Origin of the sequence: Nocardia rhamnosiphila NBRC 108938 (assembly GCF_000720425.1) — a bacterium.
GTDB classification, from domain to species: domain Bacteria; phylum Actinomycetota; class Actinomycetes; order Mycobacteriales; family Mycobacteriaceae; genus Nocardia; species Nocardia rhamnosiphila.
This window is the reverse complement of record NZ_JOAJ01000013.1, coordinates 1-20,173: the sequence shown is the minus strand read 5'-3', so window position 1 is coordinate 20,173 and position 20,173 is coordinate 1. Positions and strand designations below refer to the sequence as shown.

The window sequence follows — 20,173 nt, the reverse complement described above, 5'->3', positions numbered from 1 at the left end:
CCTCGGGGAGAGCGTCGTTTTGTTAGGCTCGGCCGCGAGAGCAACGGGTGGGAATCCTTGGGGGACAGATGAACGAAGAAGATACGAGCGCGCCCGGCACGACGGTCCGGGTCGATCCCGGCCTGCTGCGCGGTTTCGCCGGACGGCTCGACACCGAGGCGGACGCCGTCACCGCACTCGACACCGCCGAGGTGTTCACCGCGGCCGCCACCGCACTACCCGGCACCGGCTTCGGCCCGCCCGCGCAACGCGCCGCCGATCTCACCGCCGCCTGCCTGCGCCGGGTGAGCGACCGGCTCACCACGATCGCCGGCACCCTGCGTACCAGCGCGGGCGACTACGAGATGACCGAAGCGGAGGTCACCGAGGCGCTCACCACCGTCGGGCCGGAGACCGCGGTATGACCCTCACCCTCGGCAACGTCGAACAATGGCAGGCCGATCACCTCACCGCGGCCGCCACCCACGCGACCACGCTGGCCGGCCGCCTCGACCGGCTCACCGGCGCGGCGGTCACCGATACCCGGGCGATGAACTGGACCGGTCCCGCCGGAGCCGCCGCGAATACCCGGATGGACACCGAACGGACCCGCACCGGCGCGGTGAGCGCGGCATTGCTGAAACTCGATACCGCGTTACGCGCCGAAGTGGCCAATCTGATCGAGGCCAGGAACAAGGTCCTGCTGATGCGCGACACCGCCCGCAATACCGCGCAACCGCCGCTACCCGCGTTCGAGGTCGCCGACGACGGCACCGTCAGCGCCCAGGCGCGGATCGACTATCTGCGCCGGGCCGCCGGGGAGACCGCCGAGTCGCCCGACATGCAGCGCACCGAACTGGGCCAGCGACTCGTGGCGGCCTCGCATCAGTGGCATATCGTGAACGCCCTGAAAACCGCCGCGGACACCGCGGACCGGGCCGCCACCCAGGTGCAGCAGGCCGTCACCGAACTCGAGAACGCCTACAGCACATTGGGCGAACCGGGCCGCCCGCCCGCCGCCGCGCCCACGGTCCCGGCCGCCACCGCGCCGCCGTCTACCGGCGACAGCCCGCAACCCGCTTCCGGATACCCCACAACCAGCGGCTCGCCGACGAGTTCGCTGATGGGCGGCACCGACAGCGGCGCGGGCGGCCCCGCGCTCTCCGCCGGAAGCGTCCCCACCGCCATGCCCACCGGGGACCAGGCCGAATGGATCGAGGAAGCCATCCGCGTACTGCGCGAGAACGGCTACGACATCGACGATTCCGAGGCCGCCACCATCGCGCTGATCATCGAACGCGAATCCGGCGGCAATCCGAACGCCATCAATCTGTGGGACAGCAATGCCGCGGCCGGTATCCCGTCGAAGGGTCTCATGCAGACCATCGACCCGACCTTCAACTCCTATTCACTGCCCGGTCACGGCGATATCTGGAATCCGGTGGACAACATCATCGCCGGCACCAGGTACGCCATCGAACGGTACGGTTCGCTCGGCAATGTGCCCGGGGTCGTCGGGGTCTCCGACGGCACCGGCTACGTCGGATATTGACCGCCGCCACACGCCGAGCACAGCGAACCGACGGCTCGGCGTGGCGCGGTGACACACGCCCCGTAAAGTCGTCTCACAGGAAACACGCAGAAGTACCGCGGCCCGACCGGCCGCGCGAGGAGCACAAGTGTCACTCGATCAGCCACTCGCCCCGCTTCCCAGGGAGGGCATGGGGTTCGTTACGGCGTGGCCGGTGCGAGCCGGCGACGTGGACCCGTACAACCGTGTACGCCTCGACGGTGTCGCCCGCTACCTCCAGGACATCGCCTGGGAACACCTCCAGCAATCGGTCCTGGAACAGAGCGACCCGAGCTGGATCATCCGGCGCACGGTCATCGACGTGGTCCGCCCGGTACTGTGGCCCGACCACGTCCACCTGCGACGCTGGTGTTCGAGTATGTCCACCCGCTGGGCGAATATGCGGGTGCGCATCACCAGCGACCGGGGCGGCCTGATCGAAACCGAAGGTTTCTGGATCAATATCAACGAGTCGAACAATATGCCCGCCCGGATCAGTGACGCGGGCTTGGCCTACCTCGCCCAGACCACCGCCGAGCAGCGACTCCGCTGGCGTCCCTGGCTCACCGACCCCGCGCCACCCGAATCCGACACCGACCTGCCGTTCCCGCTGCGGGCCACCGATATCGACCAGTACAACCATGTGAACAACACCTGCTACTGGCAGGCCGTGGAGCAGTATCTCGTCGACTACCCCAAACTGGTCAGCGGCCCGCACCGCGCGGTTATCGAATACGTCGCGCCGGTCCTGGCCCGGCAGCACATCAGCGTCCGCAGCCGGTACGAACCGGGCGACCGGACCACCGGCCGTCCCACCCTGCGCCTGTGGTTCGTCGTGGACGGGATCACCACCACGATCGTCCGTATAGCGCCGCTGTAGACCGCGAGTACCGGGCCCGGAGTCGGCGGTGGCGAGACCGGGAAGCCCGGGGGTCAAGGCGTGCAACCGCCAAGCGCCGGCGGCAGAGCGTGCGCCAAGCGCCGGCGGCAGAGCGTGCTTATCGGCGAAGGCGGGCGTATGTGACCTGCTCGTAAAGGTGCTGTGTTTTTGGCGCGCTGGCGCGCGCGGGGTTGAGGCCCCCTTGGTCTCGCCGTTTCGGCCTCGGGACTCGAGCTTCGCTCATGCGCTTTCGAGGCCGAAACGGCGAGACGGGCCTCAACCCTTCGAGGTGTCTCGTAAAACTCGACGCACGGGGGGTGCGTCGGCATTCCATGCTCGGGTCGGGTGTGGACCGGTACGAGAATGTGACCCGGCCGCATCAGGACGAGCGGGTCCCTGTTGACGACCATGGGCCCGTGCCCCGGATCGCTCCGGGCACGGGCCCACTGTGCCGCACGACCGGCCGGCACCGGCCGTCGACAGTCGCTCTCAGTTACCGCCCTTGGCCGCCTGGAGCAGGTCGGCGAGGGTGGTGAACTTGACCCGGGGCCGGCCCGACTCCTTGCCGGCGCCGCGTTCGGCCTGGTCGATGGCTTTCCAGCCGACCCGATCGACCAGGTCCGGCTGGCGTTCCCGGACCAGGGCGCGCAGTGCGTCCCGGTCGGCGGTCGGAGCGGCCAGCTTGCCCGCGATGAAGTCGGCGATCAGTCCTTCCACCGTTTCCTCGGAGTCGACCCGGTTGGAACCGATGACCCCGCGCGGGCCACGTTTGATCCAGCCGCTGACGTACACCCCCGTGAGAGGCCGACCGTCGGCGCCGATCACGCGACCGTGTTCGTTGGGGACCACCGCGCGTCTGTCGTCGAAGGGCAGGTCCGGCACGGGCTGTCCGCGGTAGCCGATCGACCGGAGCACCAGCGAGGCCGGGAGGCTGCCGATCTCGCTGGTGGGGCGGGCATTGAGAATTCCGTCCTCTTCCACCAGTTCGTTGCGGGCGTACTCCAGCGCGTCGACCTTGTCGGTGCCGGTGAGTGCGGTCGGGGCGGCCAGATACTTGAACACGATCCGTTTATTGCCCTCGGTCGGCGGTTTCGCCGCGAACTCCTCGGCGAGCGCGTACTTCAGTTTCAGCGAGGGTTCGACGTCCGGGTGGTCGAGCAGCGCCTGCGAGGCCGGGTCGAGTTCGAGTTCGGCCGGGTCGATGACGATATCGACCCCGGACAGGTGCGCCAGCGCCAGGAACTCCGGTGAGGTGTAGGCCGCCTGCAGCGGGCCGCGCCGGCCCAGCACCACGACCTCGCGGATATTGCTGCCGCGCAGGGCCGCCAGGGCGTGGTCGGCGATATCGGTTTTCGCCAGCTCGTCGGGGTGCACGGTCAGCACGCGGGCGACGTCGAGCGCGACATTGCCGTTGCCGACGATGACCGCCCGCTCGCCGGAGAGGTCGAAGACCCGGTCGGCGTAGTCGGGGTGCCCGTTGTACCAGGCCACGAACTCGGTCGCGGAATGGCTGCCGGGCAGGTCCTCACCGGGAATGCCCATCCGCCGGTCCGAGGAGGCGCCCACCGCATAGAGGACCGCGTGGTGATGGGCCAGCAGTTCCTCGTGGGTGATGTGCTTACCGACTTCGACGTTCAGGTAGTACTGCAGGGTGTCGCGGCGGAACGCCGATTCGAACATGCCCGCGACCGTTTTGGTGCCGGGGTGGTCGGGTGCCACCCCTGCGCGGACCAGACCCCACGGGGTGGGCAGCCGGTCGAACATCTCCACCTGGACATCGCAGCGCCGCAACAGTTCGTCGGCCGCGTAGGCGGCCGCCGGGCCGGCGCCGACGATGGCGACCCGCAACGTACCCAGATCCTTGGGCGGCCGCACCGGGGTCGCGATCGGATCCAGGTTCGACTCCAGCGGATGCCGCTCGAACCAGGCCGCGTTGATCTCCCGGAAGCGGGCCAGCGACGCGGACAGATCGTCCTCGGAGAAGATGGCCTCCACCGGGCACGCGTCGACACAGGCGCCGCAATCGATGCAGGTGTCGGGGTCGATGTAGAGCATTTCGGTCGTGGCGAATTCCGGCTGGTCCGGAGTCGGGCGGATGCAGTCGACCGGGCACTCGGAAACGCAGCTCGCGTCGTTACAGCAACGCTGCGTGATTACGTAGGCCATATTTGTGCAGATCCTCGAGACTTATATGCGGGCTGGTGCCGTCCGGGTCGCGGGTGGCAGGGCGTGACGACTGAGCGTGGACCGGGATCACCGGGCCTATCTCTATTGTGACGCCGCTTTCAGTTTGCCTCGAGTGTGTGGTGGATCTCTGCACCGAGGGTGCCTACGGTGGACCCATGGTTCGGACTCTGATCTTGATGCGGCACGGGAAATCGGCGTACCCGGCCGGAATCGAGGACCATGAGCGCCCGCTGGCGCCGCGCGGGCAGCGGGAGGCGGCCTTGGCCGGCACCTGGCTGCGCTCGAACCAACCGCCGATCGACGCGGTACGGTGCTCCACGGCGACCCGTACCCGGGAAACACTCACCGCCACCGGTATCACCGCGCCGGTCGAGTTCGAGTCGGGGATCTACGAGGCAACGTCCGGTTATCTGGTCGAACTGGTCGGGCTCACCGACCCCGCCGTCTCGACCCTGCTGGTGATCGGGCATGCGCCGGGCATGCCGTGGGCGGCCTGGGACCTCGCGGCCGCGCACGATACCGAGGATGCCCTGCGGCTGAGCCGCAAGTTCCCCACGTCCGCACTGGCGGTGCTGCGCCTACCCGGCGAATGGGACCGAGTGGCCCCGGGGGCGGGCGACCTGGTGGCCTTCCACGTACCGCGCTGACACTCAGCGCAGCAGTTTGCCGCCGAACACCGCGCCGGCGCCGAGCACGACGAGCAGCAGGAACGCCGCCCAGCCGCCGATCAGCCACCACACCAGACCGAACACCACAACGATCGGCGCCACCGCGATCGCGGTGATCACCGGGCTCTCCCTGACCGTGGCCCACGCCGAACGCGCCCGGACCCGGTCGATTTCCTTGGCCATCCTCCCAGGTTACGTGGCGGACCCCGGATGCGCTGGTGCGCGCGTGTTCCGGGCGGTGCCCCCCCCTGGACAGGCAGGGGCCACATCGCCCGTCCGAGCGCGGCGCCCGGGTCGCGTGCGGCTGAGTACGCTGGCGCTCGGCGGTACGGCCCCGGGTCGTGGCGTCGTGCGCAAATGGCCGGACACGGAAAGGAGCCGCGGAGATGACCGAAGCGACCGAGCAGAGCAAGGTGGTGCACAACCCCGGCGAGAACCGTTACGAGGTGTGGTACGGCGCCGAACTGGCCGGGTTCGCCGAGTACACCGAGCGCGGCGGGGAAACCGTCTTCACCCATACCGAGATCGGATCGGAGTTCGGCGGTAAAGGGCTGGGCAGCCGGCTGGCCGAGTTCGCGATCTCCGACACCGTGGACCGCGGGCGCAGGATCCGGCCCGAGTGCCCGTTCATCCGGAGCTATCTGGAGAAGCATCCGCAGTACAACGAGCACGTGGTCGGCGGCGGTGAGTGACCTCGATCCACACCCCACCGAGACCCTGTGCGAGCCGGGAGTCGGGCCGGGTCCGATAACGCGGCTGTATCCGGCCCGGGAGGTGCCGCTGGGCGGTGTGCGCGGCACCTATGTGGAACGGACCCTGCCGCAGCGGGAGCTGCCGACCGTCGGCGCCTGGTGTTTCCTGGACTATTTCGGCGCTCCGACGGTGACCGTCACCGACGCGCCGCCGGATATCGATCCGCATCCGCATATCGGTCTGCAGACCGTCACCTGGCCGTTCGAGGGAATGATCCGGCATCGGGATTCGGTGCGCTCGGATGTGCGCATCGAACCCGGCCAGCTCAATCTGATGACCTCCGGGCGCGGGATCGCCCACTCGGAGTACACGGTGCCCGAGGCGCCCGCCGGGCGCGGGCTGCAATTGTGGGTCGCGCTGCCGGAGGGGCACCGCGATATCGCTCCCCATTTCGAACAGCACCGGGATCTGCCCGTCCACACCGCCCCGGGCCTGCGGGCGACCGTGCTGCTGGGTTCGCTGGCCGGGGTGGCCTCGCCGGCGACGATCTACACCCCCTTGGTGGGGGCCGATATCGAGATCGATCCCGCGACCGCGTCCACGTTGCCGTTGGAGCCGGAGTACGAGTACGCGCTGCTGGCGATCGAGGGCACGGTCACGGCCGCCGGCTGCGAGCTCACGCCGGGCCCGCTGCTGTATCTGGGCACCGGCCGCGACAGCCTCGACCTGTCCAGCGATTCCGGCGGCCGGTTCGCCCTGATCGGCGGGGAGCCGTTCGCGGAGGAATTGGTGATGTGGTGGAACTTCGTCGCGCGCGAGCACGCGGAGATCGTGGCGGCCCGCACCGATTGGGAGTCGCACAACACCGAGCGTTTCGGTGATATCGCCGGCCATACTCCGGACCAGCGGATTCCGGCGCCGCCGATGCCCGGTGGGCAGCTGCGGCCCCGCGCCCGGCGACCACACGGCAACTGATCCGCCGATCAGCGCTTGCCTGGAGTCCACTCCAGGTGGATAACGTTGTCCTCGTTCGACGAGAGGATATCGAGCGCCACACAGAAAATCTTGTGGCGCAATGGATTTCGGCAAGGAGAGTAGTCGGCGTGAGTATCACCGAACCCGGCCCGGACGTCACCGACCCGGCTCGGGAACTCCCCCGGCATTCGATCGGGGCGGCCGCCCGGCACTGCGGTCTGAGCCAGGACACGCTGCGCTGGTACGAGCGCATCGGCCTGCTCGCCCATATCGGCCGCGACCACACCGGCAAACGCCGGTTCAGTGACCGCGACCTGGACTGGCTGACGCTGATCACCCGGTTGCGCACCACCGGTATGACGGTGGCGGACATGATCAGGTACGCCGAACTCGTCCGCGCCGGCGCGAGCACGATTCCCGAACGGCTCGCGATGTTCCGCAAGACCCGCGCCGATGTCCTCGAACGTATCGCCGAACTCGAACAGACCGTGGCGGTGCTGGATCACAAGATCTCGCTCTACGAGCAGCACGTCCCCGCCGGCGCCACCCGGTCACCCGACAACGCAGCATCGTGAAGGGATACCCGAGACCATGACCGAAGTACTGCCGACCGCTCCGCTGGGCACCACCGGGATCCGGGTGGGTGTCCAGGGGCTGGGCTGCATGGGAATGAGCGAGTTCTACGGCCCCACCGACCAGGCGGAATCCCGCGCGACCCTGGATCGCGCCCTCGAACTCGGCATCACCCTGTTCGACACCGCCGATATCTACGGCTCCGGTGACAACGAGGAATTCCTGAGCGATTTCGTCCGCGCCAACCGGGACCGGATCGTGCTGGCCACCAAATTCGCGATCGTCCGCAAGGCCGACGACCCGCACTACCGCGGTATCGACAACTCACCCGACTACATCCGCCGGGCCGTCGACGCCAGCCTGCGCCGCCTCGGTACCGACACCATCGACCTGTACTACATGCACCGACGCGATCCCGAGGTACCGATCGAGGACAGTGTGGGTGTCATGGCGGAGCTGGTGCGCGCGGGCAAGGTGCGCGCGCTCGGCCTGTCCGAGGTCACCGGGGCGGAACTGCGCGCCGCGCACGCGGTCCATCCGATCGCGGCGGTGCAGTCGGAGTGGTCGCTGTTCTCCCGCGATGTCGAGCGCACGGCGGTACCCGCCGCCGCCGAACTGGGCGTCACATTCGTGCCCTATTCACCGCTGGGCCGCGGTTTCCTCACCGGAGCCCTACCCGGCACCGACGAGCTGAGCGAGAGCGATTTCCGGCGCCATATGCCGCGTTTCACGGGCGACAACGCGGCACACAACGCCGCCCTCCTCGCCCCACTGCACGCGATCGCCGAAGCGCGCGAACTCACGCCCGCCCAGATCGCGCTGGCCTGGGTGCAGTCGCGGGGACAGGTCCACGGGCTGCCGGTGGTGCCCATTCCCGGCACCCGCCGCCGGACCCGGCTCGCGGAGAACGCCGCCGCGGCCGCGGTCACCCTGACCGCGGCGGAACTGGACCGGCTGGAACCGATCGCCGGCCGGGTGGCCGGACCGCGCTACGCGGATATGTCGTTCACCTCGGCGGGCCGCGAGTAGGGCGGCCGCTCCGGCGCATTCAGCCGCTGGGTGCCGATGACGCGCAGCAGTTCCATCTTCTCCGCGGCATCGGTACCCGGCAGCGGCCAATAGATGAGCAACCGCTGGGTGGCGTTCGGTGTCAGCATGGTCTCGCAGAACATATCGATCACCCCGAGCTCGGGGTGCACCGCGCTCTTGGTGTCGGAGTGCCGGACCGCCACCTCGTGCTCGTTCCAGAGCCGCTCGAACTCCGGACTGTTCGCTCGCAGCGCGCCGATGAACTCGATGACGTCCGGGTCCTTCGGCCGACGTGCGGCGGTGGCCCGCAGGTCGGCCACCTGCCGGCGGGCGAGCCCCTCGGTATCGCGCAGCGGAGCGATCGCCCGGGCCTCCGGTTCGGTGAACCACCGCCAGGCATAGAACCGGTTCCAGCCCCGCTGTTCGGCCTGGTCACCGAAGAGCAGGGTGTGCATCCGGTTCTGCACCAGGCATTCGCCGAGGTCGGTGATGACCGCTGCCGGGATATCGTCCAGTTTCGCGAGCACATGCATCAGCCCGGGGCCGACATGTTTGTCCGTCCGGCTGCCGCCGGGCGGCGCGTGTTCGCACAGGAGATAGATGTGATCGCGTTCGTCGGCGGTACAGCGCAGCGCACGGGTCAGGGCGGCGAGCACCTGGGTCGACGGCCGGGGCCCGCGCGCCTGTTCCAGGCGCGTGTAGTAGTCGGTGGAGATGCCGGCCAGCTGCGCCACTTCGTCGCGGCGCAGGCCCGGGGTACGGCGGCGGGTACCCGGGGGCAGCCCCACCGCCTCGGTGGTGAGCTGTTCCCGGCGGCGACGGAGGAAATCGGCGAGTTCGCGGCGATCCATACCTCCACTGTCGCGTACCGCGGGGCGGTGAGCCAGGGATCGCCGCTCCCCCGATAAAGCGTCTCTGCCGCGAGCGGGACGGGTCCACCACAGTGGTCTGTATGACGAATACACAGATCGCAGTGACGCAACTGGGCAACACCGGGCCGGCGGTCGGGCGGATCGTGCTGGGCGCGATGGGCATGTCGGGTTCCTACGGCCCCGCCGACGAGACCGAATCGACGGCCACCGTGCACGCCGCACTCGATTCCGGCGCCCGGCTCGTCGATACCGGCGATTTCTACGGTATGGGCCACAACGAATTGCTGGTGGGCCGGGCGGTCGCCGACCGTCCGCGGGACGAAACGGTCCTCAGCGTGAAGTTCGGCGGCATGATCGGACCGGACGGCACCTGGCAGGGGTTCGACAGCCGTCCGGCCGCGCTGCGCAACTTCCTGAGCTACAGCCTGCGCCGGCTCGGTGTCGACCATGTCGACATCTACCGTCCGGCGCGGCTGGACCCGGCGGTGCCGATCGAGGACACCGTCGGCGCCATCGCCGAACTCGTCGAGGCGGGATATGTGCGGCATATCGGCCTGTCCGAAGTCGGCGCCGAAACATTGCGCCGCGCGGCCGCGGTACACCCGATCGCCGATCTGCAGATCGAGTACTCGCTGTTCTCGCGCGGGATCGAGGCCGAGATCCTGCCCGTGTGCCGCGAACTCGGTATCGGGATCACCGCCTACGGGGTGCTCTCCCGTGGGCTGCTCAGTGATACGGCTCCCGGTCGCGACACCGGGTTCGGACAGTCGGACTACCGCGCCCACACCCCCCGCTTCCAGGGCGGCAACCTCGCCGCCAACCTGAACCTGGTCGACGCGCTCGCCGCCCTCGCGCGGCGTCACGGCGTCTCCACCGCCCAGTTGGCCATCGCCTGGGTACTGAGCCGCGGCGACGATATCGTTCCGGTGATCGGGGCGCGCACCCGTACCCGGTGGTCGGAGGCGCTCGGCGCGCTGGATATCGCGCTCACCGAGGCCGATATCGCCGCGATCGAGGCCGCGGTACCGGCCGGGTCGGTGGCCGGTAGCCGGTACGCGGAGGCGCAGATGAGCGCACTCGACAGCGAGCGCTGAACCGGGCCTCCGCGAGCTGTCAACAGGCCACAGTGAACATTTCGTAGCTGTGTCCTTCCGGCGAGCGGACGTACACGCCGCGACCGCCGCCCAGGTGGTTGATATCCCGGTCCCAGCCGCTCCCGGGCCCCGACCCGTACTCGACGGCGGGCCATTGCGCCAGCCGTCGCAGGACGGCGTCGAAGGTGGCCTCGTCGACCAGGAAGCCGTAGTGGCCCGGCTCGACGCGGCCGCGGTCGTCGAACTCGAACGTCAGATGCTCGTTCACCCGCACCGGCACGAACGGGCCGGCCGGGTCGCCCACCGCCAACCCCATGAGCTCGGCGAAGAACGTCGCCCCCGCCACGCGATCCGGCACGGGCACGATGGTGTGGTCGAGCACGATGCGCGGGGTGTTACTCGGGTCGGACATGGACCCCTCCTCTCGATTACATGCGGTACACATATAAAATACATGCGCATCGCATAGAAATTTTCGAAGAGGATAGATTGGTCCATATGAGCGGCAGCTCCTCCCCCGCGGACGGCGGGCCCGCCCTGTTCCGCCTGGTTCGGTTCTGGTCCCGGCGCTGGATACAGCGCGGCGCCGGGGGGCAGAGCGCGGAGCTGGGCAACGCTCAGCACGTCCAGGTCGTGGAGGCGGTGGCCGGTGCCGCCGACGCCCCCGACGAGGCGACCATCACCGCGGTCGCCCACCAGCTCGGTCTCGATCATTCCGGAGCCAGCCGGATGGTCCGCGACGCCACCACCGCCGGTTACCTCTCACGCCGCGAATCCGACCTGGACCGGCGCCGCACCGCCCTGCACCTCACCCCCGCAGGTACCCGCCTGCTCGCCGACGCGCACGATTGGCAACGGCAGGTATTCGACCGGCTCACCGACGACTGGTCCCCCGCCGACCGCCGCCGGTTCGCCGGCTACCTCCAGCGGCTGGCCGACGAACTACCGCACAACCAATGAGAACCGCTCGGACGGCGGTCCCGGATCACCACCGATAGTCGAGGAACTTCCCGTCGAAGGTGATGACCACGCGATCGCCGTCGGGGTCGGGACGGCGGGCGAAGTCGACCTTGAAGTTGATGGCGCTCATGATCCCGTCGCCGAACTCCTCGTGGATGAGTTCCTTCAACGCGGGCCCGTACACCGAGAGCGCCTCCACGAAGCGATAGATCGTGGGATCGCTCATCAGCGCCGGATCGGCGCCGCGGGCCGGCTGCAACGCGAGGCTTTCGGCCACCGAATCGTCCAACCCGAGCAAGTCGCAGACCTTGCCCGCCTGCTCCGCCGTCATCGGATGCTGCCCGAGCAACGCCGCGGTCGTCCAAACCAGCGGAGCACCGAGAGCGTCGGCGATATCGGCCCAGGACAACCCCTGGCGGATACGGGCGGCGACAACGAGGTCGGCGGCCGCGCGCTTGCTCATGATCGGTTCCATACGAGACTCCTAGCATCGGGAAACATCGAAAGCCTCCCACCGCCGAACGCGCCGAACCGAATCGGTATCACAATGTTTACTTCCGAGACATCATGATCGGCGTGGCCGTCCCACAAGGTCACACGCGGGGCACAAACCGCCGCACAGATCCGGTGAGGGCCCGGTAACACGGGTGCGCTCGGCACGATACGGGCGGGAAATCTCGGCATCGCACACTTCGGCACGAAAGACCACAACCGAAGGGCGTGCCATGTCTTATCTCAAACCAGCGGATTTCGTGAAAGAAATGATCGACGCCGGCGAAGCGAAGGCATTCATGTCCACGCGCGATACCGTGATCCGCGCCTATATGGCCGGGGCGATCCTGGCGCTCGCCGCGGCCTTCGCGGTCACCATCACGGTGCAGACCGGCCAGGCGCTACTCGGGGCAGTCCTGTTCCCGGTGGGTTTCTGCATGCTCTACCTACTCGGGTTCGACCTGCTCACCGGCGTGTTCACCCTCGTACCGCTGGCCTGGCTGGACCGGCGCCCCGGGGTGACCTGGCGAGCCCTGCTGCGCAACTGGGGACTGGTGTTCACCGGCAACTTCCTCGGTGCGTTCACCGTCGCGGTCATGATGGCGGTCATCGTGACCATGGGTTTCTCGATGGACCCCAACGAAGTCGGGCAGAAACTCGGTGAAATCGGCGTCTCGCGTACGGTCGGTTACGCCGATCACGGTGCGGCGGGAATGCTCACCCTCTTCATTCGCGGTGTGCTCTGCAATTGGATGGTCTCCACCGGTGTGGTCGCGGCGATGATGTCGACTTCGGTGTCCGGGAAGGTCATCGCCATGTGGATGCCCATCATGTTGTTCTTCTACATGGGATTCGAACATTCGATCGTCAATATGTTCCTCTTCCCGTCCGGCCTGCTACTCGGTGGCGATTTCTCGATCGGCGACTATCTGATCTGGAACGAGATCCCCACGGTGATCGGCAATCTGGTGGGCGGCCTGGCCTTCGTCGGCCTGACGCTCTATGCGACCCACGCGCGCACCGCCACGCCGCGGCCCCGCCCGGCCGCGCCGGCCGGGCCGGGCATCGGGACCGAATCGAGCGATGCGGATACTCAGACGCCGACGGCGAAGGCGGAGGCGGGCGATCGGGTCGCTTCGGCAGCCCAGTAATCGGTGTCGACGGCCGCGTTCTGCGCGGCGAAGAAGCGGCGGCGACTCTCGTCGTCGGCCGGGTTGACCACAAAAGAGGTCATCGCGGTGGAGACCTGTTGCGCGTGTTCGTCACCGATCCAGCGCAGGATCCGGGCCGCGTCCTCCTCGGAGTACTCGGCCGTCTCCTCGCCGGTCGCGACCTTCTGGATCCGGTTGAGCTTCGCCCGGGTCGGCGCGGACAGATACTCTTCGCCGGCCCGGCGCGCCATGCCCCGCAATTCGACGCCCTCCCGTCCGAGAGAGTAGGCGAGGACAGCCCGCTCCAGCTCCGCATGGGCCGCCGGGGTGCTCATCGCCGCGGCGTAATTCGAGGCCGCGACGACTTCGGCCAGATTCTTGTCGGCCAGCGACACATCGCCACCGTGTTTCACCACATAGCCCCGCGCTTCCACCGCGCGCTGGATCATCTCCTCGTCGGTGAATCCGGCACCGCGCAGCGAAGCGGCGACCTGCCCGAGGAATCCGCCACCGCCGACGAGTACACCGTCGACCGCGGCGGCCGCACCCCGCGCCGTGTTCACCCCACCCCGGCCGGCCGTGCTGGCGACAGCCGTCGCGTCCCGGGCGGCGTGTGAGAGGTGCAGTCGATCGAGGAAGGCGTGCGTGAACAGACCGTCCGGGCCACCGATCTTCTCCCCGTTCCATCGCATGTTCCACGCACCCCACTGGTCGAGCATGGCGCTCTGTCGTTTCCGCGAGTGCGGTTCCAGCGGCGCGACCCGGTCGAACAGCCACGCCGCTGCCGGAGTGCTGTTCAACGTGCCGAGTGCGGCGGCCCCGGCGATCAGCCCGAGTCCTGGAACGCCGGAGTTCGCGACTCCGCTGGAACCCATACCGAGTGCCGAACCGCCGCCGGCACCGCCCGCACCACCGCCCGGCGCCTGCTGCAGAGCAAGAGAGAATCGGTTCACGATCCACTCGTTGCCCTGGCGCAGGGCGGCGGAGAACCGCCGGAACTGCAGCAGACCGACGATTTCCACCACCGCGCCGAGGATCAGGACCAAGGTCGCCTGACCACGCGCCTGGTCGAACAGGTTGCCGAGGAACAGGATGTACAAACCCAGATAGATGACGTACGCCGCCATCACCACGGCGCCGTAGAAGCTGTCCACGAGATTGCGGACCAGAAACGTCTGCGTGGGGCCGTAGACGAAACCGCCCGCCGCGAAACCGAATATCGCCGCGAAACCATGGAAGATCGAATCGAGAGCGGACCAGATGATCTTGACCGAAAGGTAGGTCCCGAACGCGAGCAGGATACCGGCGCAGATCAGCACGACCAGCCCCGAACCGGCCTGTCCCATGGTCGGATTCAGCGCCGCCTGCTGCGCCGCCACGTCACCGCAGGCACGCAGCCCGGACACCAGGGCCGAATCCGAACCCGACTGCATTCCGGCCGACCAGACGGCCGCGCATCCCGGCCGGTCGTCGATCACATGCCCGAAGTTCCACACCTGGACCTGGCGCCGGGCGAAATTATCGGCCAGATTCGCCTGCATTGTCGCGACCAGTCCGGCGGGGTCGCTGTGCATATGCCCGGTGAGCCCGGCGGCGACCGCGATACCGAGATCACGCCCCTGCGACATCAGCCCGTGCGAAGAGAGGACGTCCTCGAGCGGTTGGGCCATGAAGACCGGCCCGATCACGGCGACCCCGACCATGGTCACCGCCTGGGTGGCGGCCCGCGCGTGGTGGCCGCGCAATACGAACCACGCCACGATGAACGCGCCGAGAGACGCCGCGACGAGGAGCATCATCGGGATACCGAGCTGCGCGTGCAGGCTGCGGGCGACTCCGGACAGCGCGTCCCCGAACGGATCGAGCCAGTGGAAACTCATTGTGTAACCGATCACCCAGATCGCACCCGTCACGATGACGATATAGCCGGCGAATTCGAGCCCGAGCACTATCGAAATGGCCGTCTCCAGCGGCTCGAACAGACTCCCGTGTGTGGTGACGAACCGATAGTGGGTCAATTCGATGCCGCTGGAGTCACGGATGTTCATCCAGTTCAGTGCCGGAAAACCGGCAGTCGCCACCGAATCGGAATCCCCGGTCGCGGCCAGCGCGGCCGCCCCGAGCATTGCGGGGAGCACGAACAGGACCGCGCCGATCACCGCGAGCCGCCGGAACCATCGGCGGCGACGCGCCGGCTTCGTGACCTCCGCGCTGCCGCCCTCCTGACGCGCGACACGTGCCCGAATACCGCGCGTGAGCCGGTTGATTCGCATTGTCATGAGCCCTCCGGCGGTCGTCGGTTCGGCAACTGTTCGACGACTCCGGCAGACAGTGCGCTGCAACGCTATTCATCACTGTTCGGACGAACGACGTTTGTACGCAATGTGATCGAAATGCCCAATTCATATTCCCACTGCTGAACCGAACCGGCTCAGCGACTCAGCGGCTCAGGCGGCCGCCAATGTCTCTATCGGCCGGCGTCTCGCCCACGGCGGCGGCGACCCCGAGGCGCGGCTGCGCGAAACCACGACCGCCGCCACCGAGATCGCGCGGAAGTTTCCCCGCCTGCGCGACCTGATCGAGGCGGCGGCCGGCACCGGATACACCGCCGCACCCGACAGAAGTTTCGAATTCGGCTTGGCCGCGCTGCTGGAAGGACTGCAGAAAAGCCTTCCGGACCGAGCCGGCGGATAGCCCGGCCCGGAACGCATTTCGACCCCGCACCGAAACGGTGCGGGGCCGAACGCTGTTGCTACCTACCGATTACCGGTAGTCACTGAAACCGTAATCGTCCAGCGGGACCGCGGCACCGGTGGTGGCACCGAAGCCCTCCGGGCTGTAGTAGGTGTCGTCGTAGGACGGCACCGCGTACGCCGCGGCACGCGCTTCCTCGGTCGGCTGAACCTGGATATTGCGGTACCGGTTGATACCGGTACCGGCCGGGATCAGCTTACCGATGATCACGTTCTCCTTGAGGCCGATGAGCCGGTCGGAGCGGCAGTTGATCGCCGCGTCCGTCAGGACTCGGGTGGTCTCCTGGAAGGACGCCGCCGACAGCCACGAATCGGTGGCCAGCGACGCCTTGGTGATACCCATCAGCACCGGACGTCCCGCCGCGGGCTCGTTGCCTTCGGCAACCACGCGACGGTTGGACGCCTCGAACTCCGAACGCTCGGTCAGCGAACCGGGGAGGAACTCGGTGGCACCCGAATCGATGATCGTCACCCGGCGCAGCATCTGGCGGACGATGACCTCGATGTGCTTGTCGTGGATGGACACACCCTGGCTCCGGTAGACCTCCTGGACCTCGTGGACCAGGTGGATCTGGACCTGCCGGGGGCCCATCACGCGCAGCACCTCGTGCGGATCCGCCGCGCCCTCCAGCAACTGCTGGCCGACCTCGACGTGATCGCCGTCGGAGAGCAGCCGCTCGGTGCCGTCGTCGTGCTTGAACACACGCAGCCGCTGACGCTTGGACAGCTTGTCGTAGACCACATCGTCCCCGCCGTCGTCGGGAATGATGGTGATCTTGTAGAAGCGGTCGTCGTCCTCCAGCCGCACCCGGCCAGAGACCTCCGCGATCGGCGCCTTGCCCTTGGGCACCCGAGCCTCGAAGAGCTCCTGCACACGGGGCAGACCGCCGGTGATGTCGTCACCCGCGACACCACCCTGGTGGAAGGTACGCATGGTCAGCTGGGTACCGGGCTCACCGATGGACTGCGCGGCGACGATACCGACGGCCTCGCCGATATCGACGAGCTTGCCGGTGGCCATCGAGCGGCCGTAGCAGGTCGCGCAGACCCCGGTGCCGGTGGTGCAGGTCAGCACGGAGCGGACCTTCACCTCGGTGATACCGGCGTCCAGCAGCGCCTCGATCGCAGGATCGCCCAGGTCCGCGCCCTTGGTGACCACGACATTGCCGCTCTGGTCGAGCGCGTCGGCGGCCAGGGTCCGGGCGTAGGCCGAGGTCTCCACGTGCGGGTCACGGATGAGCAGGCCGTCGGGCTGCTTCTCCGCGATGTGCACGATGATCCCGCGTTCGGTGCCGCAGTCGTGCTCGCGCACGATCACGTCCTGCGAGACGTCGACCAGACGACGGGTCAGGTAGCCCGAGTCGGCGGTACGCAGCGCGGTGTCGGCCAGACCCTTACGAGCACCGTGGGTGTTGATGAAGTACTCCAGCACCGTCAGGCCCTCACGGAAGGAGGACTTGATCGGCCGCGGGATGAACTCACCCTTCGGGTTCGTCACCAGGCCCTTCATACCGGCGAGGGTACGGGTCTGGGTGAAGTTACCCGTGGCGCCCGAATCGACGATCGTGATGATCGGGTTGTCGGCCGGGTAGTGCGCGCGCAGCGCCCTACCGACCTCTTCGGTCGCTTCCTGCCAGATCTTGACCAGGGCGTTGTTGCGCTCCTGGTGATCGAGCGCACCACGCTGGTACTTCTTCTCGATCTGATCCGACTGCGCCTCGTAGCGCTCCATGATCTCGGCCTTCTCCGGCGGAACGAGCACGTCCGACATGGAGACGGTGACACCCGAACGCGTAGCCCAGTAGAAGCCGGCGTCCTTGAGCTTGTCGACGGTCTGCGCGACCACGATCATCGGGTAGCGCTCGGCGAGATCGTTGATGATCGTCGCCTGCCGCTTCTTCGGCATCGGCTCGTTGATGAACGCGTAGTCACCGGGGAGCAGTTCGTTGAACAGCACCCGGCCCAGGGTGGTCTGGGTGGTCCACGCGTCACCGCGCCGCCAGCCCTCCGGGAACAGTTCCGCCTCGACATCGCGCGGCGGACGCTGATCGGTCAGCCGCACCTTGATGGTCGACCGCACGGTGAGCTCACCGCGGTCCACCGCCATCTGTGCTTCGGCCGGCGAGGAGTACACGCCCTGCTCCGGACCGTCACCGTTGGCGGGCCGGTACTCGCCCTTGGCGCCTTCGTCGAGCCGGGTCAGGTAGTACAGACCCGTCACCATGTCCAGACGCGGCATGGCCAGCGGGCGACCCGACGCCGGGGACAGGATGTTGTTCGAGGACAGCATCAGGATGCGGGCCTCGGCCTGCGCCTCCGCCGACAGCGGCAGGTGCACGGCCATCTGGTCACCGTCGAAGTCGGCGTTGAACGCCTCACAGACCAGCGGGTGCAGCTGGATGGCCTTACCCTCGACCAGCTGCGGCTCGAAGGCCTGGATACCCAGGCGGTGCAGGGTGGGCGCACGGTTCAGCAGTACCGGGTGCTCGGCGATGACCTCTTCGAGGACATCCCACACCTGCGGCCGCTGCCGCTCGACCATCCGCTTGGCGGATTTGATGTTCTGCGCGTGGTTCAGGTCGACCAGCCGCTTCATCACGAACGGCTTGAACAGCTCCAGCGCCATCAGCTTGGGCAGACCGCACTGGTGCAGTTTCAGCTGCGGACCGACGACGATGACCGAACGGCCGGAGTAGTCGACACGCTTACCGAGCAGGTTCTGCCGGAAACGACCCTGCTTACCCTTGAGCAGATCGCTCAGGGACTTCAGCGGGCGGTTACCCGGGCCGGTGACCGGCCGGCCGCGACGGCCGTTGTCGAACAGCGCGTCGACGGACTCCTGCAGCATCCGCTTCTCGTTGTTGACGATGATCTCGGGGGCACCGAGGTCGATCAGTCGCTTGAGGCGGTTGTTGCGGTTGATGACGCGACGGTAGAGGTCGTTCAGGTCGGAGGTGGCGAAGCGGCCACCGTCGAGCTGGACCATCGGCCGCAGCTCCGGCGGGATCACCGGAACGGCGTCGAGCACCATACCCATCGGCGAGTTGCCGTTGGTCTGGAACGCCGCGACGACCTTGAGCCGCTTGAGCGCGCGCAGCTTCTTCTGGCCCTTACCGCTGCGGATGGTTTCGCGCAGGTTCTCGGCCTCGGCCTCGATATCGAAGTTCTCCATCAGCTTCTGGATGGACTCCGCGCCCATCGCGCCGGTGAAGTACTCGCCGTAGCGGTCGGTGATCTCGCGGTAGAGCACCTCGTCCACGATCAGCTGCTTGGGGGCCAGCTTGGTGAAGGTGGTCCAGATCTCCTCGAGCCGGTCCAGCTCACGCTGGGCGCGGTCGCGGAGCTGCTTCATCTCGCGCTCGCCGCCGTCCTTGACCTTACGGCGGACGTCGGACTTGGCACCCTCGGCCTCGAGCTCGGCCAAGTCGGCCTCGAGCTTCTGGGCCCGGGCCTCGAGGTCGGCGTCACGCTGATCGGCGACGGTCTTCTTCTCGACCTCCATCTCGGCCTCGAGAGTCGACAGCTCGTTGTGCCGCATCTCGTCGTCGACGGCGGTGATGACGTAGGCGGCGAAGTAGATGATCTTTTCCAGATCCTTCGGCGCCAGGTCGAGCAGGTAGCCGAGGCGGCTCGGCACACCCTTGAAGTACCAGATGTGGGTGACCGGGGCGGCCAGCTCGATATGGCCCATCCGCTCACGACGCACCTTCGCGCGGGTCACCTCGACGCCACAGCGTTCACAGATGATGCCCTTGAAGCGGACGCGCTTGTACTTACCGCAGTAGCACTCCCAGTCCCGGGTGGGACCGAAGATCTTCTCGCAGAACAAGCCGTCCTTCTCCGGCTTGAGCGTGCGGTAGTTGATGGTCTCCGGTTTCTTCACCTCGCCGTAGGACCACTGGCGGATGTCGTCGGCGGTGGCCAGGCCGATCCGGAGTTCATCGAAGAAGTTGACGTCTAGCACGTAACTTCCTTTCCCCTGTGCGGGTCGAATACGAGCAAAAGTTCTCTATTGGATTCGAACGCGGTGGCCGGATGCCGTGCCGTAATTCGTCACGGCACCCGGCCAACGCCCTAGTTCGCCAGATCGTCGACGGTGGCCGCTTCGTTCCTGGACAGGTTGATGCCCAGGTTGGCCGCCGCCCGCTCGAGATCCTCGTCGTCGCCGTCGCGCATCTCGATCGCGGCGCCGTCCGAGGACAGCACCTCGACATTGAGGCACAGGGACTGGAGTTCCTTGAGCAGAACCTTGAACGATTCCGGGATGCCCGGCTCCGGAATGTTCTCGCCCTTGACG

The 20,173-nt window shown here is 67.7% G+C and carries 20 protein-coding genes; 12 read left to right on the top strand and 8 right to left on the bottom strand.

Going from position 1 to position 20,173, the window contains the following annotated elements:
* Positions 1–68 precede the first annotated feature (68 nt).
* The 3 genes from IG75_RS0132870 (at position 69) to IG75_RS0132860 (ending at position 2,429) form a co-directional block, all read left to right on the top strand.
* Positions 69–404, top strand: a complete 336-nt coding sequence (locus IG75_RS0132870) for a type VII secretion target (protein ID WP_030525243.1) — start codon at positions 69–71, stop codon at positions 402–404.
* Complete coding sequence (locus IG75_RS40795; protein ID WP_030525242.1) at positions 401–1,531, top strand: transglycosylase SLT domain-containing protein; 1,131 nt, start codon at positions 401–403, stop codon at positions 1,529–1,531. Before IG75_RS0132870 ends, IG75_RS40795 begins: the two co-directional genes overlap by 4 nt.
* Before the next feature lie 127 nt (positions 1,532–1,658).
* Positions 1,659–2,429 carry an acyl-[acyl-carrier-protein] thioesterase gene (locus IG75_RS0132860; protein ID WP_030525241.1) on the top strand — a complete coding sequence of 257 codons (771 nt, stop codon included), beginning with the start codon at positions 1,659–1,661 and terminating at the stop codon, positions 2,427–2,429.
* 489 nt (positions 2,430–2,918) lie between these two features.
* Here IG75_RS0132860 and IG75_RS0132855 read toward each other — a convergent pair whose 3' ends face one another.
* Positions 2,919–4,595 carry a 4Fe-4S binding protein gene (locus IG75_RS0132855; RefSeq protein ID WP_030525240.1) on the bottom strand — a complete coding sequence of 559 codons (1,677 nt, stop codon included), beginning with the start codon at positions 4,593–4,595 and terminating at the stop codon, positions 2,919–2,921.
* Positions 4,596–4,771: 176 nt separating this feature from the next.
* On the opposite strand from IG75_RS0132855, the gene IG75_RS0132850 reads away from it, so the two are divergent.
* Positions 4,772–5,263: a SixA phosphatase family protein gene (locus IG75_RS0132850; protein WP_030525239.1), complete on the top strand. Its 492-nt coding sequence runs from the start codon at positions 4,772–4,774 to the stop codon at positions 5,261–5,263.
* Positions 5,264–5,266: 3 nt separating this feature from the next.
* On the opposite strand, the gene IG75_RS0132845 is transcribed toward IG75_RS0132850, so the two are convergent.
* Positions 5,267–5,467: a hypothetical protein gene (locus IG75_RS0132845; protein WP_030525238.1), complete on the bottom strand. Its 201-nt coding sequence runs from the start codon at positions 5,465–5,467 to the stop codon at positions 5,267–5,269.
* A 203-nt stretch (positions 5,468–5,670) separates the two neighbouring features.
* Between IG75_RS0132845 and IG75_RS0132840 the strand changes: the two genes are divergently transcribed.
* From IG75_RS0132840 to IG75_RS0132825, 4 genes are all read left to right on the top strand, one after another.
* Complete coding sequence (locus IG75_RS0132840; RefSeq protein WP_030525237.1) at positions 5,671–5,976, top strand: GNAT family N-acetyltransferase; 306 nt, start codon at positions 5,671–5,673, stop codon at positions 5,974–5,976.
* A complete protein-coding gene (locus IG75_RS0132835; RefSeq protein ID WP_030525236.1) occupies positions 5,969–6,952 on the top strand; it encodes a pirin family protein in 984 nt (327 codons plus the stop codon). The genes IG75_RS0132840 and IG75_RS0132835 overlap by 8 nt, the downstream gene beginning before the upstream one ends.
* Positions 6,953–7,080: 128 nt before the next feature.
* Positions 7,081–7,527, top strand: a complete 447-nt coding sequence (locus IG75_RS0132830; protein WP_245713418.1) for a MerR family transcriptional regulator — start codon at positions 7,081–7,083, stop codon at positions 7,525–7,527.
* A gap of 16 nt (positions 7,528–7,543) precedes the next feature.
* Entirely contained in the window at positions 7,544–8,554 is a 1,011-nt protein-coding gene (locus tag IG75_RS0132825; RefSeq protein ID WP_030525234.1) for an aldo/keto reductase, read from the top strand.
* On the opposite strand, the gene IG75_RS0132820 is transcribed toward IG75_RS0132825, so the two are convergent.
* On the bottom strand, positions 8,515–9,405 hold the full coding sequence (locus IG75_RS0132820) for a helix-turn-helix transcriptional regulator (protein ID WP_051715434.1): 891 nt from the start codon (positions 9,403–9,405) through the stop codon (positions 8,515–8,517). The two genes, IG75_RS0132825 and IG75_RS0132820, sit on opposite strands and share 40 nt — an antisense overlap.
* A gap of 101 nt (positions 9,406–9,506) precedes the next feature.
* Between IG75_RS0132820 and IG75_RS0132815 the strand changes: the two genes are divergently transcribed.
* Positions 9,507–10,520, top strand: coding sequence for an aldo/keto reductase (locus tag IG75_RS0132815; RefSeq protein WP_030525232.1), 1,014 nt, complete (start codon positions 9,507–9,509; stop codon positions 10,518–10,520).
* A gap of 19 nt (positions 10,521–10,539) precedes the next feature.
* Here the strand turns inward: IG75_RS0132815 and IG75_RS0132810 are convergent, their stop codons facing one another.
* The gene (locus IG75_RS0132810; RefSeq protein ID WP_030525231.1) at positions 10,540–10,932 is read right to left on the bottom strand and encodes a VOC family protein; all 393 of its coding nucleotides are present in this window, start codon (positions 10,930–10,932) and stop codon (positions 10,540–10,542) included.
* 86 nt (positions 10,933–11,018) lie between these two features.
* Between IG75_RS0132810 and IG75_RS0132805 the strand changes: the two genes are divergently transcribed.
* A complete protein-coding gene (locus IG75_RS0132805) occupies positions 11,019–11,480 on the top strand; it encodes a MarR family winged helix-turn-helix transcriptional regulator (RefSeq protein WP_030525230.1) in 462 nt (153 codons plus the stop codon).
* Between the two features lie 25 nt (positions 11,481–11,505).
* Here IG75_RS0132805 and cynS read toward each other — a convergent pair whose 3' ends face one another.
* The gene (gene cynS / locus IG75_RS0132800) at positions 11,506–11,955 is read right to left on the bottom strand and encodes a cyanase (RefSeq protein WP_030525229.1); all 450 of its coding nucleotides are present in this window, start codon (positions 11,953–11,955) and stop codon (positions 11,506–11,508) included.
* A 250-nt stretch (positions 11,956–12,205) separates the two neighbouring features.
* Between cynS and IG75_RS0132795 the strand changes: the two genes are divergently transcribed.
* On the top strand, positions 12,206–13,123 hold the full coding sequence (locus tag IG75_RS0132795) for a formate/nitrite transporter family protein (protein WP_081877308.1): 918 nt from the start codon (positions 12,206–12,208) through the stop codon (positions 13,121–13,123).
* Here the strand turns inward: IG75_RS0132795 and IG75_RS0132790 are convergent.
* Complete coding sequence (locus tag IG75_RS0132790; RefSeq protein ID WP_156059338.1) at positions 13,066–15,402, bottom strand: hypothetical protein; 2,337 nt, start codon at positions 15,400–15,402, stop codon at positions 13,066–13,068. The two genes, IG75_RS0132795 and IG75_RS0132790, sit on opposite strands and share 58 nt — an antisense overlap.
* Before the next feature lie 121 nt (positions 15,403–15,523).
* Here IG75_RS0132790 and IG75_RS40495 point away from each other — a divergent pair, with 121 nt between their 5' ends.
* Entirely contained in the window at positions 15,524–15,817 is a 294-nt protein-coding gene (locus tag IG75_RS40495) for a TetR/AcrR family transcriptional regulator C-terminal domain-containing protein (RefSeq protein ID WP_081877318.1), read from the top strand.
* 69 nt (positions 15,818–15,886) lie between these two features.
* Here IG75_RS40495 and IG75_RS0132780 read toward each other — a convergent pair whose 3' ends face one another.
* Both IG75_RS0132780 and IG75_RS36795 read right to left on the bottom strand, forming a co-directional pair.
* Positions 15,887–19,840 (bottom strand): DNA-directed RNA polymerase subunit beta', encoded by a 3,954-nt coding sequence (locus IG75_RS0132780; RefSeq protein ID WP_030525225.1) that lies wholly within the window; start codon positions 19,838–19,840, stop codon positions 15,887–15,889.
* Between the two features lie 110 nt (positions 19,841–19,950).
* A partial coding sequence (locus IG75_RS36795) for a hypothetical protein (RefSeq protein WP_036544191.1) occupies positions 19,951–20,173 on the bottom strand: 223 nt, incomplete at its 5' end.